At 71.2% G+C, this 14,872-nt stretch carries 15 protein-coding genes; 14 read left to right on the top strand and 1 reads right to left on the bottom strand.

The genetic code is table 11. The features are described 5' to 3' along the window. Nucleotides 1-5 precede the first annotated feature (5 nt). From ACZ7GJ_RS16905 to nusB, 12 genes are all read left to right on the top strand, one after another. Nucleotides 6-368, top strand: a complete 363-nt coding sequence (locus ACZ7GJ_RS16905; protein ID WP_365918263.1) for a DUF6167 family protein — start codon at nt 6-8, stop codon at nt 366-368. Next, nucleotides 368-3,037, top strand: coding sequence for an alanine--tRNA ligase (gene alaS / locus ACZ7GJ_RS16900; protein WP_470752372.1), 2,670 nt, complete (start codon nt 368-370; stop codon nt 3,035-3,037). The genes ACZ7GJ_RS16905 and alaS overlap by 1 nt, the downstream gene beginning before the upstream one ends. A 2-nt stretch (nt 3,038-3,039) precedes the next feature. Then, nucleotides 3,040-3,510, top strand: a complete 471-nt coding sequence (gene ruvX, locus ACZ7GJ_RS16895; RefSeq protein ID WP_215018880.1) for a Holliday junction resolvase RuvX — start codon at nt 3,040-3,042, stop codon at nt 3,508-3,510. Nucleotides 3,511-3,637: 127 nt separating this feature from the next. Beyond that, nucleotides 3,638-5,347 (top strand): endolytic transglycosylase MltG, encoded by a 1,710-nt coding sequence (mltG, locus tag ACZ7GJ_RS16890; protein WP_470752369.1) that lies wholly within the window; start codon nt 3,638-3,640, stop codon nt 5,345-5,347. After that, nucleotides 5,344-6,171, top strand: a complete 828-nt coding sequence (locus tag ACZ7GJ_RS16885; RefSeq protein WP_470752367.1) for a shikimate dehydrogenase — start codon at nt 5,344-5,346, stop codon at nt 6,169-6,171. Before mltG ends, ACZ7GJ_RS16885 begins: the two co-directional genes overlap by 4 nt. A 163-nt stretch (nt 6,172-6,334) precedes the next feature. Next, the gene (aroC, locus tag ACZ7GJ_RS16880; RefSeq protein ID WP_470752365.1) at nt 6,335-7,519 is read left to right on the top strand and encodes a chorismate synthase; all 1,185 of its coding nucleotides are present in this window, start codon (nt 6,335-6,337) and stop codon (nt 7,517-7,519) included. Then, entirely contained in the window at nt 7,516-8,034 is a 519-nt protein-coding gene (locus tag ACZ7GJ_RS16875; protein WP_470752362.1) for a shikimate kinase, read from the top strand. Before aroC ends, ACZ7GJ_RS16875 begins: the two co-directional genes overlap by 4 nt. Next, nucleotides 8,031-9,122 (top strand): 3-dehydroquinate synthase, encoded by a 1,092-nt coding sequence (aroB, locus tag ACZ7GJ_RS16870; protein WP_470752360.1) that lies wholly within the window; start codon nt 8,031-8,033, stop codon nt 9,120-9,122. Before ACZ7GJ_RS16875 ends, aroB begins: the two co-directional genes overlap by 4 nt. 97 nt (nt 9,123-9,219) lie before the next feature. After that, a complete protein-coding gene (locus ACZ7GJ_RS16865; RefSeq protein ID WP_470752358.1) occupies nt 9,220-10,002 on the top strand; it encodes an AAA family ATPase in 783 nt (260 codons plus the stop codon). A 102-nt stretch (nt 10,003-10,104) separates the two neighbouring features. Continuing rightward, on the top strand, nt 10,105-11,214 hold the full coding sequence (locus tag ACZ7GJ_RS16860) for an aminopeptidase P family protein (RefSeq protein WP_470752356.1): 1,110 nt from the start codon (nt 10,105-10,107) through the stop codon (nt 11,212-11,214). A 59-nt stretch (nt 11,215-11,273) separates the two neighbouring features. Further along, on the top strand, nt 11,274-11,840 hold the full coding sequence (gene efp / locus ACZ7GJ_RS16855) for an elongation factor P (protein WP_385224782.1): 567 nt from the start codon (nt 11,274-11,276) through the stop codon (nt 11,838-11,840). Nucleotides 11,841-11,842: 2 nt separating this feature from the next. Further along, nucleotides 11,843-12,277 (top strand): transcription antitermination factor NusB, encoded by a 435-nt coding sequence (nusB, locus tag ACZ7GJ_RS16850; protein ID WP_365918283.1) that lies wholly within the window; start codon nt 11,843-11,845, stop codon nt 12,275-12,277. 178 nt (nt 12,278-12,455) lie between these two features. Here nusB and bldD read toward each other — a convergent pair whose 3' ends face one another. Next, entirely contained in the window at nt 12,456-12,956 is a 501-nt protein-coding gene (gene bldD / locus ACZ7GJ_RS16845) for a transcriptional regulator BldD (RefSeq protein ID WP_069929708.1), read from the bottom strand. Between the two features lie 231 nt (nt 12,957-13,187). Here bldD and pyrR point away from each other — a divergent pair, with 231 nt between their 5' ends. Both pyrR and ACZ7GJ_RS16835 read left to right on the top strand, forming a co-directional pair. Further along, nucleotides 13,188-13,781, top strand: a complete 594-nt coding sequence (gene pyrR, locus ACZ7GJ_RS16840; protein ID WP_470752351.1) for a bifunctional pyr operon transcriptional regulator/uracil phosphoribosyltransferase PyrR — start codon at nt 13,188-13,190, stop codon at nt 13,779-13,781. A gap of 101 nt (nt 13,782-13,882) precedes the next feature. After that, nucleotides 13,883-14,872 (top strand): aspartate carbamoyltransferase catalytic subunit, encoded by a 990-nt coding sequence (locus ACZ7GJ_RS16835; protein WP_470752349.1) that lies wholly within the window; start codon nt 13,883-13,885, stop codon nt 14,870-14,872.

Below are 14,872 nucleotides of genomic sequence, written 5' to 3'. Positions count from 1 at the left end.
CTCCGATGTTCCGCCGAGCCTTCTGGTTCACCGCAGGCGCAGCCGCCGGCGTGTGGGCCACCACCAAGGTCAACCGGCAGCTGAAGAAGCTGACGCCGGAGAGCCTCGCCGCCCAGGCCGCCGACAAGGCCGTGGAGGCGGGCCACCGCCTCAAGGACTTCGCCCTCGACGTCAAGGCGGGAATGACGCAGCGCGAGGACGAGCTGAACGACGCACTGGGACTGCACCACGATCCCGACCGGCCCGACAACGTCACGGCCCTGCCGGGACCGCGGCGGCTGCGGGCCATCGAGCACGACAAGCACGACAAGACCACCCACCGACCGAACCACTCGGCGGTTACGTACAACCGGAATGAGGACCACTGATGGAGTCGGCTGAAATCCGCCGCCGCTGGCTGAGCTTCTTCGAGGAGCGCGGTCACACCGTTGTCCCTTCGGCGTCGCTCATCGCGGACGACCCGACTCTGCTGCTGGTCAACGCGGGCATGGTCCCGTTCAAGCCGTACTTCCTCGGCGAGACCAAGCCCCCGGCCCCCCGCGCCACCAGCGTGCAGAAGTGCGTCCGTACGCCGGACATCGAAGAGGTCGGCAAGACCACCCGCCACGGCACGTTCTTCCAGATGTGCGGCAACTTCTCCTTCGGCGACTACTTCAAGGAAGGCGCCATCAAGTACGCCTGGGAGCTGCTCACCAGCTCCGTGGCGGACGGCGGCTACGGCCTTGAGCCCGAGAAGCTCTGGATCACCGTCTACCTCGACGACGACGAGGCCGAGCAGATCTGGCGCGAGAAGATCGGCGTCCCGGCCGAGCGCATCCAGCGCCTGGGCAAGAAGGACAACTTCTGGTCCATGGGCGTCCCGGGCCCCTGCGGTCCGTGCTCCGAGATCAACTACGACCGCGGCCCGGAGTTCGGCGTCGAGGGCGGCCCGGCCGTCAACGACGAGCGCTACGTGGAGATCTGGAACCTGGTCTTCATGCAGTACGAGCGCGGCGCCGGCGACGGGAAGGAAGACTTCCCGATCCTCGGCGACCTGCCGTCGAAGAACATCGACACCGGTCTCGGCCTCGAACGCCTCGCGATGATCCTGCAGGGCGTGCAGAACATGTACGAGACCGACACCCTGCGCGTGGTCATGGACAAGGCCACCGAGCTGACCGGCGTGCAGTACGGCGCCGCCCAGGGCACCGACGTGTCGATGCGCGTGGTCGCCGACCACATCCGCACCTCCGTCATGCTCATCGGCGACGGCGTCACCCCCGGCAACGAGGGCCGCGGCTACGTGCTGCGCCGCATCATGCGCCGCGCCATCCGCAACATGCGCCTCATGGGCGCCACCGGCCCGGTCGTCCAGGACCTCGTCGACGTCGTGATCAACACGATGGGGCAGCAGTACCCGGAGCTCGTCACCGACCGCAAGCGCATCGAGACCGTCGCGCTCGCCGAAGAGGCCGCCTTCCTCAAGGCCGTCAAGGGCGGCACCAACATCCTCGACACCGCCGTGACCGAGACCAAGGCCGCCGGCGGCACGGTCCTCTCCGGCGACAAGGCGTTCCTGCTCCACGACACCTGGGGCTTCCCGATCGACCTCACCCTGGAGATGGCCGCCGAGCAGGGCCTCTCTGTGGACGAGCCCGGCTTCCGCCGCCTGATGCAGGAGCAGCGCGACCGCGCCAAGGCCGACGCCAAGGCCAAGAAGACCGGCCACGCGGACATGTCCGCCTACCGGGAGATCGCCGACGGCTCCGGCGCCACCGAGTTCACCGGCTACGCCACCACCCAGGGCGAGTCCACCATCGTCGGCCTCCTGGTCAACGGCGTCTCCGCGCCCGCCGCCTCCGAGGGCGACGACGTCGAGGTCGTCCTCGACCGCACCCCCTTCTACGCCGAGGGCGGCGGCCAGCTCGCCGACCAGGGCCGCATCAAGCTCGACTCGGGCGCCGTCATCGTCGTCCGCGACGTGCAGCAGCCGGTCCCGGGCGTCTCCGTGCACAAGGGTTCGGTCCAGGTCGGCGAGGTGACGGTGGGCGCCTCCGCGTACGCCGCCATCGACATCAACCGCCGCCGGGCCATCGCCCGCGCCCACTCGGCCACGCACCTGACCCACCAGGCGCTGCGCGACGCCCTCGGCCCGACGGCCGCCCAGGCCGGTTCCGAGAACAGCCCCGGCCGCTTCCGCTTCGACTTCGGTTCGCCGAACGCCGTCCCCGGCTCGGTCCTCACCGACGTCGAGCAGAAGATCAACGACGTGCTCTCCCGTGAGCTCGACGTCACGGCCGAGATCATGAGCATCGACGAGGCGAAGAAGCAGGGCGCCATCGCCGAGTTCGGCGAGAAGTACGGCGAGCGGGTCCGCGTCGTCACCATCGGCGACTTCTCCAAGGAGCTGTGCGGCGGCACGCACGTCGGCAACACCGCCCAGCTGGGTCTGGTGAAGCTGCTGGGCGAGTCCTCCATCGGCTCCGGCGTGCGCCGCGTCGAGGCCCTGGTCGGCGTGGACGCGTACAACTTCCTCGCCAAGGAGCACACGGTCGTCGCCCAGCTCCAGGAGCTGGTCAAGGGCCGTCCGGAGGAGCTGCCGGAGAAGATCGCCTCCATGCTCGGCAAGCTGAAGGACGCCGAGAAGGAGATCGAGAAGTTCCGCGCGGAGAAGGTCCTCCAGGCCGCCGCCGGTCTCGCCGCGAACGCCCAGGACATCCACGGCGTCGCCCTCGTCGTCGGCCAGGTGCCGGACGGCACGGGCGCCGACGACCTGCGCAAGCTGGTCCTCGACGTCCGCGGCCGCATCCAGGGCGACCGCCCGGCCGTCGTGGCCCTGTTCGCCGTGGCGAACGACCGCCCGCTGACCGTCATCGCCACCAACGAGGCCGCCCGTGAGCGCGGCCTCAAGGCCGGCGACCTGGTCCGTACGGCCGCCAAGACCCTCGGCGGCGGCGGTGGCGGCAAGCCGGACGTCGCCCAGGGCGGCGGCCAGAACCCGGGTGCCGTCCCGGAGGCCATCAGCGCCGTCGAGCGCCTCGTCGTCGAGACGGCCTGACGATGACTCTGCGCCGCGGCCGCCGGCTCGCCATCGATGTCGGGGACGCCCGGATCGGGGTCGCCTCGTGCGACCCCGATGGGGTGTTGGCCACACCGGTGGAGACCGTTCCGGGACGGGACATCCCCTTCGCCCACCGGCGGCTGCGGCAGCTCGTCGAGGAGTACGAGCCCCTCGAAGTGGTGGTCGGCCTGCCCCGCTCGCTCAGCGGGCGGGAGGGGCCGGCCGCGGTCAAGGTCCGCGCCTTCGCGAACGAACTGGCGAAGGGCATCAAGCCGGTGACGGTACGTCTGGTCGACGAGCGGATGACGACCGTCACCGCGGCCCAGGGGCTGCGGGCCTCGGGGCGGAACGCGAAGAAGGGCCGGTCGGTGATCGACCAGGCGGCCGCGGTGGTGATCCTCCAGAACGCGCTTGAGACCGAACGGGTATCAGGCAATCCGCCTGGCGAGTGCGTCGAAGTGGTTGTCTGATCGCAATACGGTAACGTTCCGCGCGAAGTGACGGCGTTCGAACAGCCGTCGCCCACCACCAAAGAGGCGGTACCGGGTGTCGCGGCAGACGGAGCCGCGGCCTTCGTCTCGCGGCTCTAGGGGATCGATGACTGAGTATGGCCGGGGCCGTGGCCCCGAACCGTGGCACCCTGAGGACCCGCAGTACGGGGACCAGGGGTGGATCGGGCACGAGACCCAGCAGGGGCACATGCCCTACGGCGGCCCGCAGCAGCAGTATCCGCAGGAGCCGCAGTACCAGCAGGAGCCGCAGTACCAGCAGCAGTACGCGCAGCAGCCGCTCCAGTACCAGCAGCCGCAGCAGTACCAGCAGCACCCCCATCACCCGCAGCAGCAGCCCCAGCACCCTCAGCAGCACCAGCACCCGCAGCACCCCCAGCAGCCGATGTACGGGGACCAGGGCTGGGACACCGGCCACGGCCAGTACGCGGGCGTCCCGCAGGCCCCGGACCCGTACGCCGGCCAGGGCCAGTACGCGGGCCTCGACCAGTACGCCCAGCAGCAGCCCGTCGCCGACTATCCCGGCGAGGCCCCCGACCTCTACGGCACGGCCGAGGCCTACCCGCCGCCGCAGCCCCCGGGCCGGCGTCACCTGGCCACGGAGCCCGAGGCCGACGAGGCCGAGTCCTCGTTCCTGGCCGACGACGGAGGCGACGACGGCGACGAGCCCCCCGGCAGCGGCCGCCGTTCCGGCCGCTCGAAGGACCAGCCGAAGAAGCGCAGCGGCATGGCCTGCCTCATCGCGGCCGTCGTCATCATCGGCGTGGTCGGCGGTGGCGGCTACTACGGCTACACCTACCTGAAGTCCAAGTTCGGCGCCGCCGAGGACTACGCGGGCGAGGGCACCGGCTCCGTCTCCATCGACATCCCCAAGGGCACCGGCCTCGGCGAGATGGGCCGCATCCTCAAGGCGCACGGCGTCGTGGCGAGCGCGCAGGCCTTCGTCACCGCCGCCAACGCGCACCCCAAGGGCGGGGCCATCCAGGCCGGCTCGTACGCGATGAAGGAGCACATGTCGGCCAAGGCGGCCGTGGACCTCATGGCGAACGGCGCCGGCCTCAACGCCCTCGACGTCATCCCCGGCTGGCGCAACGTCCAGGTCTACGAGGCGATCGACAAGCGCCTCAAGCTCCAGGACGGCACGACGCGCGACGTCGCCACCAAGGAGTTCAAGACCCTCGGGCTGCCCGACTGGGCGAACAGCAACCCGAAGATAAAGGATCCGCTGGAGGGCTTCCTCTACCCGGCGCGGTACGACCTCAAGAAGGACGCGACCCCGCAGAGCCTGCTCAAGGAGATGGTGGCCAAGTCCAACCAGGCCTACGGGAACGCCGACCTCAAGGGCCAGGCCGCGAAGCTGGGCCTGCAGAGCCCGCTCCAGCTCCTCACCGTCGCGAGCCTCGTCCAGGCCGAGGGCCGGTACCAGCACGACTTCGACAAGATCTCCCGAGTCGTCTACAACCGCCTCAAGCCGGGCAACACCGAGACCTACGGCCTGCTCGACTTCGACTCCACGGTCAACTACATGAAGGGCCAGAGCACCCTCGACATCGGTTCCGTCGACGAGCTCCGCAAGATCGACGACCCGTACAACACGTACAAGATCAAGGGCCTGCCGGCCGGTCCGATCGGCAACCCGGGTCCGGACGCGCTGAAGTCGGCGCTCAACCCGGAGCCCGGCCCGTGGTACTACTTCGTGTCGATCAACGAGAACGAGACGCTGTTCGCCGTGACCAACGCCGAGCACAACCGCAACCGCCAGCGGTACGAAGAGGAACGGAAGAAGACCGGACAGTGATACGCCGCGCAGCAGTGCTGGGTTCGCCCATCGAGCATTCCCTCTCCCCGGTGCTGCACCGCGCCGCTTACCAGGAGCTCGGCCTCGACGACTGGTCCTACGACCGCTTCGAGATCGACGAGGCCGCGCTCCCTCAGTTCGTCGAAGGACTCGGCCCCGAGTGGGCCGGGCTGTCCCTGACGATGCCGCTGAAGCGGGCGGTCATCCCGCTGCTCGACGGCATCAGCGACACGGCCGCCTCCGTGGAGGCGGTCAACACCGTCGTCCTCACCGGGGACGGCCGCCGGGTCGGCGACAACACCGACATCCCCGGCCTGATCTCCGCGCTGCGCGAACGGGGCGTGGAGAAGGTGGAATCCGCCGCCGTCCTCGGCGCGGGCGCCACCGCCTCCTCGGCCCTCGCCGCGCTCTCGCGGATCTGTTCCGGCGAGGTCACCGCGTACGTACGCTCCGCGGCCCGGGCCGCGGAGATGCGCCAGTGGGGCGAGCGGCTCGGCGTGGCCGTCCGTACGGCCGACTGGTCGGACGCGGCCCGGGCGCTGACCGCGCCGCTGGTGATCGCGACCACCCCGGCCGGTGCCACGGACGAGCTGGCCGCCGCCGTGCCCGCGGCCCCGGGCACCCTGTTCGACGTGCTGTACGACCCCTGGCCCACCGCGCTCGCGGCTGCCTGGACGCAGCGCGGCGGGAACCTCCTCGGCGGCCTGGACCTCCTGGTCCACCAGGCCGTCCTCCAGGTCGAGCAGATGACGGGCCGCACCCCCGGTCCGCTCGCCGCCATGCGGGCCGCCGGTGAGGCGGCCCTGCGCGGCCGCCACATGTAGGGAGCGGATAGTCCCGCCCGTCACCGTGCGTGGGTGCGTCGTCGTCCGACAGTTGGACCGGGGGCGGCGCACCGGCCCGGACATGGGAGGATCGGGTAAGGCGGGCCGGGCCGCGCACCCGATCGCGCCGTCGCTGTACCAGGCGCGAGCATGAGGAGCATCGTTGAGCAGGTTGCGTTGGCTGACCGCCGGGGAATCGCACGGACCGGCACTGGTCGCGACGCTGGAGGGGCTTCCCGCCGGCGTCCCGGTCACCACCGAGCTGGTGGCCGATCACCTCGCCCGGCGCCGGCTCGGCTACGGGCGCGGTGCCCGGATGAAGTTCGAGCAGGACGAGGTGACCTTCCTCGGCGGTGTCCGCCACGGTCTGTCGCTCGGTTCGCCGGTCGCCGTGATGGTCGGCAACAGCGAGTGGCCCAAGTGGGAGACGGTCATGTCGGCCGACCCCGTCGACCCCTCGCTGCTGAAGGACACCGGCCGCAACGCACCGCTGACCCGGCCGCGGCCCGGCCACGCCGACCTCGCCGGCATGCAGAAGTACGGCTTCGACGAGGCCCGGCCGATCCTGGAGCGCGCCAGCGCCCGTGAGACCGCTGCCCGCGTCGCCCTCGGCGCCATCGCCCGCTCCTTCATCAAGGAGGTCGCGGGCGTCGAGATCGTCTCGCACGTGGTCGAACTGGCCGCCGCCAAGGCCCCGTACGGCGTCTACCCGACCCCCGCGGACGTCGAGAAGCTCGACGCCGACCCGGTCCGCTGCCTCGACGCCGACGCGTCGAAGGCGATGGTCGCGGAGATCGACCAGGCCCACAAGGACGGCGACACCCTCGGCGGCGTCGTCGAGGTCCTCGCCTACGGGGTACCGGTCGGACTCGGCTCGCACGTCCACTGGGACCGCCGCCTCGACGCGCGCCTCGCCGGCGCGCTCATGGGCATCCAGGCCATCAAGGGCGTCGAGGTCGGCGACGGCTTCGACCTCGCCCGCGTGCCCGGCTCGCAGGCGCACGACGAGATCGTCTCCACCCCCGAGGGCATCAAGCGCACCTCCGGTCGCTCCGGCGGCACCGAGGGCGGCCTGACCACCGGCGAACTGCTGCGCGTACGGGCCGCCATGAAGCCCATCGCGACCGTTCCGAAGGCCCTCGCGACCGTGGACGTCGCCACCGGCGAGGCCGCGGTCGCCCACCACCAGCGCTCCGACGTCTGCGCCGTACCCGCCGCGGGCATCGTCGCCGAGGCCATGGTCGCGCTGGTGCTGGCCGACGCGATCGTCGAGAAGTTCGGCGGGGACTCGGTGCCCGAGACCCGGCGCAACGTCCAGTCGTACCTCGACAACCTGCAGATCCGGTGACCGGCGGACCGCTGGTCGTCCTGATCGGCCCCATGGGGTCCGGCAAGTCCACGGTGGGGGAGCTGCTCGCCGCGCGGCTCGGCGCGGCCTACCGCGACACCGATGCGGACATCGTCGCGGCCCAGGGCCGCGAGATCTCCGACATCTTCGTCGACGAGGGCGAGCCGCACTTCCGCGAGCTGGAGCGGCAGGCGGTCGCGGCCGCCGTCGCCGAGCACACCGGAGTCCTCGCCCTGGGCGGCGGGGCCGTCCTCGACGCGGGGACGCGTGCGCTGCTGGCCGGGCTGCCCGTCGCCTACCTGTCGATGGACGTCGAGGAAGCCGTACGGCGCGTGGGCCTCGGCGCCGCGCGCCCGCTGCTCGCCGTCAACCCGCGCCGCCAGTGGCGCGAGCTGATGGAGGCCCGGCGCCCCCTGTACACCGAAGTCGCGAGAGTCGTGGTGGCCACCGACGACCGCACCCCCGAAGAGGTCGCCCAGGCGGTCCTCGACGCTCTGGAGTTGAAGGACGTATGACAGACCAGGTGACGCGGATCCACATCGGCGCGAGCGCCGGGAACGACGCGTACGACGTGCTGGTCGGGCACCAGCTGCTCGGCGAGCTGGGCGGCCTGATCGGCAGCAAGGCCCAGCGGGTCGCCGTGATCCACCCCGAGGCGCTCGCCTCCACCGGTGAGGCGCTGCGCGACGACCTCGCCGAGCAGGGCTACGAGGCCGTCGCCATCCAGGTGCCGAACGCGGAGGAGGCCAAGACGGCCGAGGTCGCGGCGTACTGCTGGAAGGCGCTCGGCCAGTCCGGCTTCACCCGCAGCGACGTCATCGTCGGCGTCGGCGGCGGAGCCACCACCGACCTCGCGGGCTTCGTCGCGGCCAGCTGGCTGCGCGGGGTCCGCTGGATCGCCGTGCCGACCACCATCCTGGCCATGGTGGACGCGGCGGTCGGCGGCAAGACCGGCATCAACACCGCCGAGGGCAAGAACCTCGTCGGCGCCTTCCATCCGCCGGCGGGCGTCCTGTGCGACCTCGCCGCGCTGGAGTCGCTGCCGGTCAACGACTACGTCAGCGGCCTCGCCGAGATCATCAAGGCCGGTTTCATCGCCGACCCGGTGATCCTCGACCTGGTCGAGGCGGACCCGGAGGCGGCGCGTACGCCCGCCGGCCCGCACACGGCCGAGCTCATCGTGCGCTCGATCCAGGTCAAGGCCGACGTGGTCTCCAGCGACCTCAAGGAGTCGGGGCTGCGGGAGATCCTCAACTACGGGCACACCCTGGCGCACGCCATCGAGAAGAACGAGCGCTACAAGTGGCGCCACGGCGCCGCCGTATCGGTCGGCATGGTCTTCGCCGCCGAGCTCGGCCGGCTCGCGGGCCGCCTCGACGACGCGACGGCCGACCGGCACAAGGCGGTCCTCGCCTCGGTGGGGCTGCCGCTGACCTACCGCGGCGACCAGTGGCCCAAGCTGCTGGAGACCATGAAGGTCGACAAGAAGTCGCGCGGGGACCTGCTGCGCTTCATCGTCCTCGACGGGCTGGCCAAGCCGACCGTCCTGGAAGGTCCCGATCCGGCCGTTCTGATGGCGGCGTTCGGCGAGGTCGCGGCCTGACTCTCCTGGGATGACCGGTGGGCGTGAACCGCCGGACATCCGCAGTCGTATAACGTTCTCGCATCAGTCGCGCGGGAACGAGACGGAGTGGCACCGGATGCAGCATGGAGTGGGTGGCGGGGGTTGGGAGCCGTCGGGTCAACACCCGGCGGCGCCCCCGCAGCCGCCGATACCCCCTGCGCAGGGCTGGCCGGTGCCTCCCGTGCCGGCGTCCGCGCCCCCCGTACAGCACGCGCCGTTGGCGCCCGCCGCGATGGCCGCGCCGGCCCCCGACGGGGCCACCGGGCACATCCCGCTGCCGCCCGCGGTCCCGGGGACCGGCGGGGCCACGCTGGCCGTCCTGCTCATCGGCCCCGCCGGGGCGGGCAAGACCACGGTGGCCCGCCACTGGGCGGGCACCCGCCCCGTCCCCACCGCGCACGTCAGCCTGGACGACGTACGGGAATGGGTGTGCTCGGGCTTCGCCGACCCGCAGGCGGGCTGGAACGACCACTCCGAGGCCCAGTACCGCCTCGCCCGCCGCACCTGCGGCTTCGCCGCCCGCAACTTCCTCGCGAACGGCATCTCCTGCATCCTCGACGACGCCGTCTTCCCCGACCGCCCGGTGGTCGGTCTCGGCGGCTGGAAGCGCCACGTGGGCCCCGCCCTGCTCCCCGTGGTGCTGCTGCCGGGCCTGGAGATCGTCCTGGAGCGCAACGCGGCCCGCTCCGGCAACCGCAGGCTCTCCGACGAGGAGGTCGCGCGGATCCACGGCCGCATGGCGGGCTGGTACGGCTCCGGGCTGCCGATCATCGACAACTCGCACCTCGACGTCGAAGGCACCGCCCGCGCCCTCGACGAGGCCCTGGCCAGGGCCATCACGGCGCCCCCGCCCTGGTGATGCCGGGGCGACGGCCGCCAGGGTCCCGCCCGGCGCCCGCCAGGGCCCCGTCCGGACGCGCTCACCAGGCCGGATGCGCCGTGCGCTCGTAGGCTCGAAAACATGTCAGACGTGTACGCGGCCCGCCGGGGCCTGCTTCGCGACCGCTGTGCCGCCGCGGGGAACGCCGCCGCACTGATCACGCGTCCGGCGAACGTCCGCTATCTCTCCGGGGCGTCACCGACGGGCGCCGTACTGCTGGTCGGACCGGGCGGCGAGGACATGCTGTTCTGCGCCGGCCAGCCCACCGGCGAGGTCGACGAAGGACGGCTCGACGAGCGGCTGCGGCTCTCCGTGCTGGCGGCTCCCGGCGGCGACCCCGCCGTCGCGGCCGCCGACATGGCCGCCTCCGCGCGGGCCGAGTCCCTCGCCGTCGAGGAGCACCACCTGACCGTCGGGCGCCACCGCGCCCTGGGCTCCGTCGCGCCCAGGCTGCGCCTCACGGACCTCGGCACGGCCGTCGAGCAGCAGCGCCTCGTCAAGGACGAGGAGGAGATCGCCTGCCTGCGGATCGCCGCGGAGATCGCCGACCAGGCCCTGGGAGAGCTCCTGGAGTCGATCCTCGTGGGCCGCACCGAGCGGCACCTGGCCCTGGAGCTGGAGCGCCGCCTCGTCGACCACGGGGCCGACGGCCCCGCCTTCCCGACCTCCGTGGGCACCGGGCCGCACTCGGGCCGCTCCCGCCACCGGCCCTCCGACCGGCGGGTGGAGGAGGGCGACTTCCTCTCCGTCTGCCTGGGGGCGAACTACCGCGGCTACCGGTGTGAGATCGGCCGTACCTTCGTGATCGGCACCACCCCCGCCGACTGGCAGATCGAGCTGTACGACCTCGTCTTCGCCGCACAACGGGCCGGCCGGGAAGCCCTGCTGCCCGGTGCCGCCTACCGCGATGTGGACCATGCCGCGCGCTCCGTACTCGACTCGGCGGGCCACGGGGAGGCCCTCGCCCCGTGGACCGGACACGGTGTCGGCCTCGAAATCGACGAGGACCCGCAGCTTGCACCTACGGCCATGGGTAAACTGGACGCTTGCGTGCCGGTCACCGTCGAACCGGGGGTTCACCTCCCGGGCCGGGGAGGTGTCCGGATCGATGACACGCTCGTCGTACGCCCCGAGGCGGACGGCGGTCCCGAGCTACTCACCATTACGACCAAGGAGCTGCTCGCGCTCTAGTCCGCCGCGGCGGACTGTGCGCGCACCCGTGGTCTTCCAGTGCAGGAGATTCCGCAACCGTGGCTTCCACGAACGACCTCAAGAACGGCATGGTGCTCAAGCTCGACGGTGACCAGCTCTGGTCCGTCGTCGAGTTCCAGCACGTCAAGCCCGGCAAGGGCCCGGCCTTCGTGCGCACCAAGCTCAAGCACGTGCTCTCCGGCAAGGTCGTCGACAAGACGTTCAACGCCGGCACGAAGGTCGAGACGGCCACCATCGACCGCCGTGACATGCAGTTCTCGTACATGGACGGCGAGTACTTCGTCTTCATGGACATGGGCACCTTCGACCAGCTGATGGTCGACAAGAAGGCTGTCGGCGACGCCGCCAACTTCCTGCTGGAGGGCTTCACCGCCTCCGTGGCGCAGCACGACGGCGAGGTGCTCTACGTCGAGCTCCCCGCCGCGGTCGAGCTCGTCATCGAGCACACCGACCCGGGCGTCCAGGGCGACCGCTCCACCGGCGGCACCAAGCCCGCCACGCTGGAGACCGGCTACGAGATGCAGGTTCCGCTCTTCGTCACCACCGGCGAGAAGGTCAAGGTCGACACCCGCACCGGCGGCTACCTCGGCCGGGTGAACAGCTAACCGTGGCTGCCCGGAGCAACGCGCGCAAGCGCGCTTTCCAGATCCTGTTCGAGGCCGACCAGCGCGGGGTGTCCGTGCGCGAGGTCCTCGCGGACTGGATCCGCCACGCGAGGTCGGACGACCGGCAGCCGCCGGTCAGCGCCTTCACGATGGATCTCGTCGAGGGGTACGCCGACAAGGTGGACCGCATCGACGACCTGATCATCACCTACGCCGTGGACTGGGACCTCGACCGCATGCCGGTCGCGGACCGGAACATCGTGCGCCTCGGTGCGTACGAGCTGATCTGGGTGGACGACACCCCGGACGCCGTGGCCATCGACGAGGCCGTCCAACTGGCCAAGGAGTTCTCGACGGACGAGTCGCCCTCGTTCGTGAACGGACTGCTCGGCCGGTTCAAGGACCTGAAGCCGAACCTGCGCCGCAGCGAGAGCTGACGCGCGCACCGCTTCACGCGTCATACGGAAGGGCCCGCAGCGCACGCGCTGCGGGCCCTTCCGTATGCGCGCCGCTCTGCGGCGGGAGCGCGGGTACGAAAAAACCGGTGGGCACCGGGAGCCTCTCGGCTCTCGCGGCACCCACCGGTAACGTTTCTGCTGGCCCAGGGCCCAGAGACTAGATGTCCTCGTGCGCCACGGCGCGGCGGGCATCGGCGTCCAGGACTCCCCAGCTGATGAGCTGCTCGGTCAGGACCGAGGGGGACTGGTCGTAAATGACGGCGAGGGTGCGCAGGTCGTCCTGGCGGATCGACAGCACCTTGCCGTTGTAGTCGCCGCGCTGGCTCTGGATCGTCGCGGCGTAACGCTGCAGCGGTCCGGCCTTCTCGGCGGGTACGTGGGCCAGGCGCTCCAGGTCGAGGCGCAGCTTCGGCGGCGGCTCGGCAGCCCCGCCGGGAGTCGTCCCCGGCAGCAGTTCCTGGACCGGCACCCCGTAGAAGTCCGCCAGCTCGGCAAGGCGCTGGACGGTCACGGCGCGGTCCCCGCGCTCGTAAGAACCGACCACTACGGCCTTCCACCGGCCCTGGGACTTCTCCTCGACACCGTGGAGGGAAAGGCCCTGCTGGGTGCGGATGGCGCGGAGCTTGGCCCCGAGCTGTTTGGCGTATTCGCTGGACATAAGGCTCCCGGACGCTTTGACGACGAGCGGCTCCGCCGCGCGGCTGGTAACTCACTGTGAGGTTACGCAGCGTTACTTGGGTGCGTCAAGCCGAATGGTCACCAACCCCCTCTTAGAGGGGCTCCGGCCAGCCCCGATGCAATTCCGCTGGATTCTCCCTGGTACCGTGGGACGCGTACATCAGACGTCCTTTAAGGTCCGTCCCGTGAGGCGGAGAAGGAGGTCCTTTTCATGGACACTCAGAACGCTGCCCAGAGCTCTGGGCTCTCCGATGCCATGCGTCCCGTACTCGACGCACAGGACATCGCCCGGGTCCTGACCCGCATCGCCCACGAGATCGTCGAACGCGCCAAGGGCGCCGACGACGTGGTGCTCCTCGGCATTCCCACCCGCGGTGTGTACCTGGCCCGCCGGCTGGCCGCCAAGCTCGAAGAGATCACCGGTTCGAAGATCCCGGTCGGCTCCCTCGACATCACCATGTACCGCGACGACCTGCGGATGAAGCCCGCCCGCGCGATCGGCCGCACCGAGATCCCCGGCGACGACATCGACGGCCGCCTCGTGGTCCTCGTCGACGACGTGCTCTTCTCCGGGCGCACCATCCGCGCCGCCCTCGACGCCCTCGGCGACATCGGCCGTCCCCGCGCCGTGCAGCTCGCCGTCCTCGTCGACCGCGGCCACCGCGAGCTGCCGATCCGCGCCGACTACGTCGGCAAGAACCTCCCCACGTCGCTGCGGGAGACCGTCAAGGTCCAGCTCCAGGAGGAGGACGGCCGAGACGCCGTACTGCTCGGCCAGCGGACCGACCGGGCAGCCGGGCTCTAGCCCGCACGCGCCACGGGCCCCCGGGTCCGCGCCGCAGCCTGCCCTGCCCGTACCTCCAGCCAGCCCGGCCCTCTGCCCTCCCCGACTTACGGAGCACCCAGATGAAGCGCCACCTCATCTCGGCCGCCGATCTCACGCGCGACGACGCCGTCCTCATCCTCGACACCGCCGAGGAGATGGCACGCGTCGCGGACCGGCCGATAAAGAAGCTGCCGACCCTGCGCGGCCGCACGATCTGCAACCTCTTCTTCGAGGACTCCACCCGCACCCGGATCTCCTTCGAAGCCGCCGAGAAGCGCCTGTCCGCCGATGTGATCAACTTCGCGGCGAAGGGCTCCAGCGTCTCCAAGGGCGAGTCCCTCAAGGACACCGCCCAGACCCTGGAGGCCATGGGCGTCGACGCGGTCGTCATCAGGCACCACGCCTCCGGCGCCCCCTACCGGCTCGCGACCTCCGGCTGGATCGACGCCCCGGTCATCAACGCCGGTGACGGCACCCACGAGCACCCCACCCAGGCCCTGCTCGACGCCTTCACCATGCGCCGCCGCCTGGTCGGCAAGGACGCCGGGCTCGGCAAGGACCTGAACGGCCGCCGCATCACCATCGTTGGCGACATCCTGCACAGCCGGGTGGCCCGTTCCAACGTCCAGCTGCTGCACACCCTCGGCGCCGAGGTCACCCTGGTGGCCCCGCCCACCCTGGTCCCGGTCGGCGTCGAGACCTGGCCGTGCGAGATCTCGTACAGCCTCGACGACGCGCTGGCGAAGTCCGACGCGGTCATGATGCTGCGCGTGCAGCGCGAGCGCATGAACGCGGCCTTCTTCCCGACCGAGCGCGAGTACTCCCGCCGCTACGGCCTGGACGGCGCCCGCATGGCGCGGATGCCCGAGCACGCCATCGTCATGCACCCCGGCCCGATGGTCCGCGGCATGGAGATCACCGCCGAGGTCGCCGACTCCGACCGCTGCACGGTCGTCGAGCAGGTCGCCAACGGCGTCTCCATCCGGATGGCCGTCCTCTACCTGCTGCTCGGGGGATCCGAGCCCGCCGTCACCACCACCAGCACGCCCCGCACCGAGGAGAGCAAGTAA

It is taken from the genome of Streptomyces sp. NPDC037242 (genome assembly GCF_055604165.1).
The sequence above is the reverse complement of the archived record's forward strand: the minus strand, read 5'-3'. Positions and strand labels throughout refer to the sequence as shown.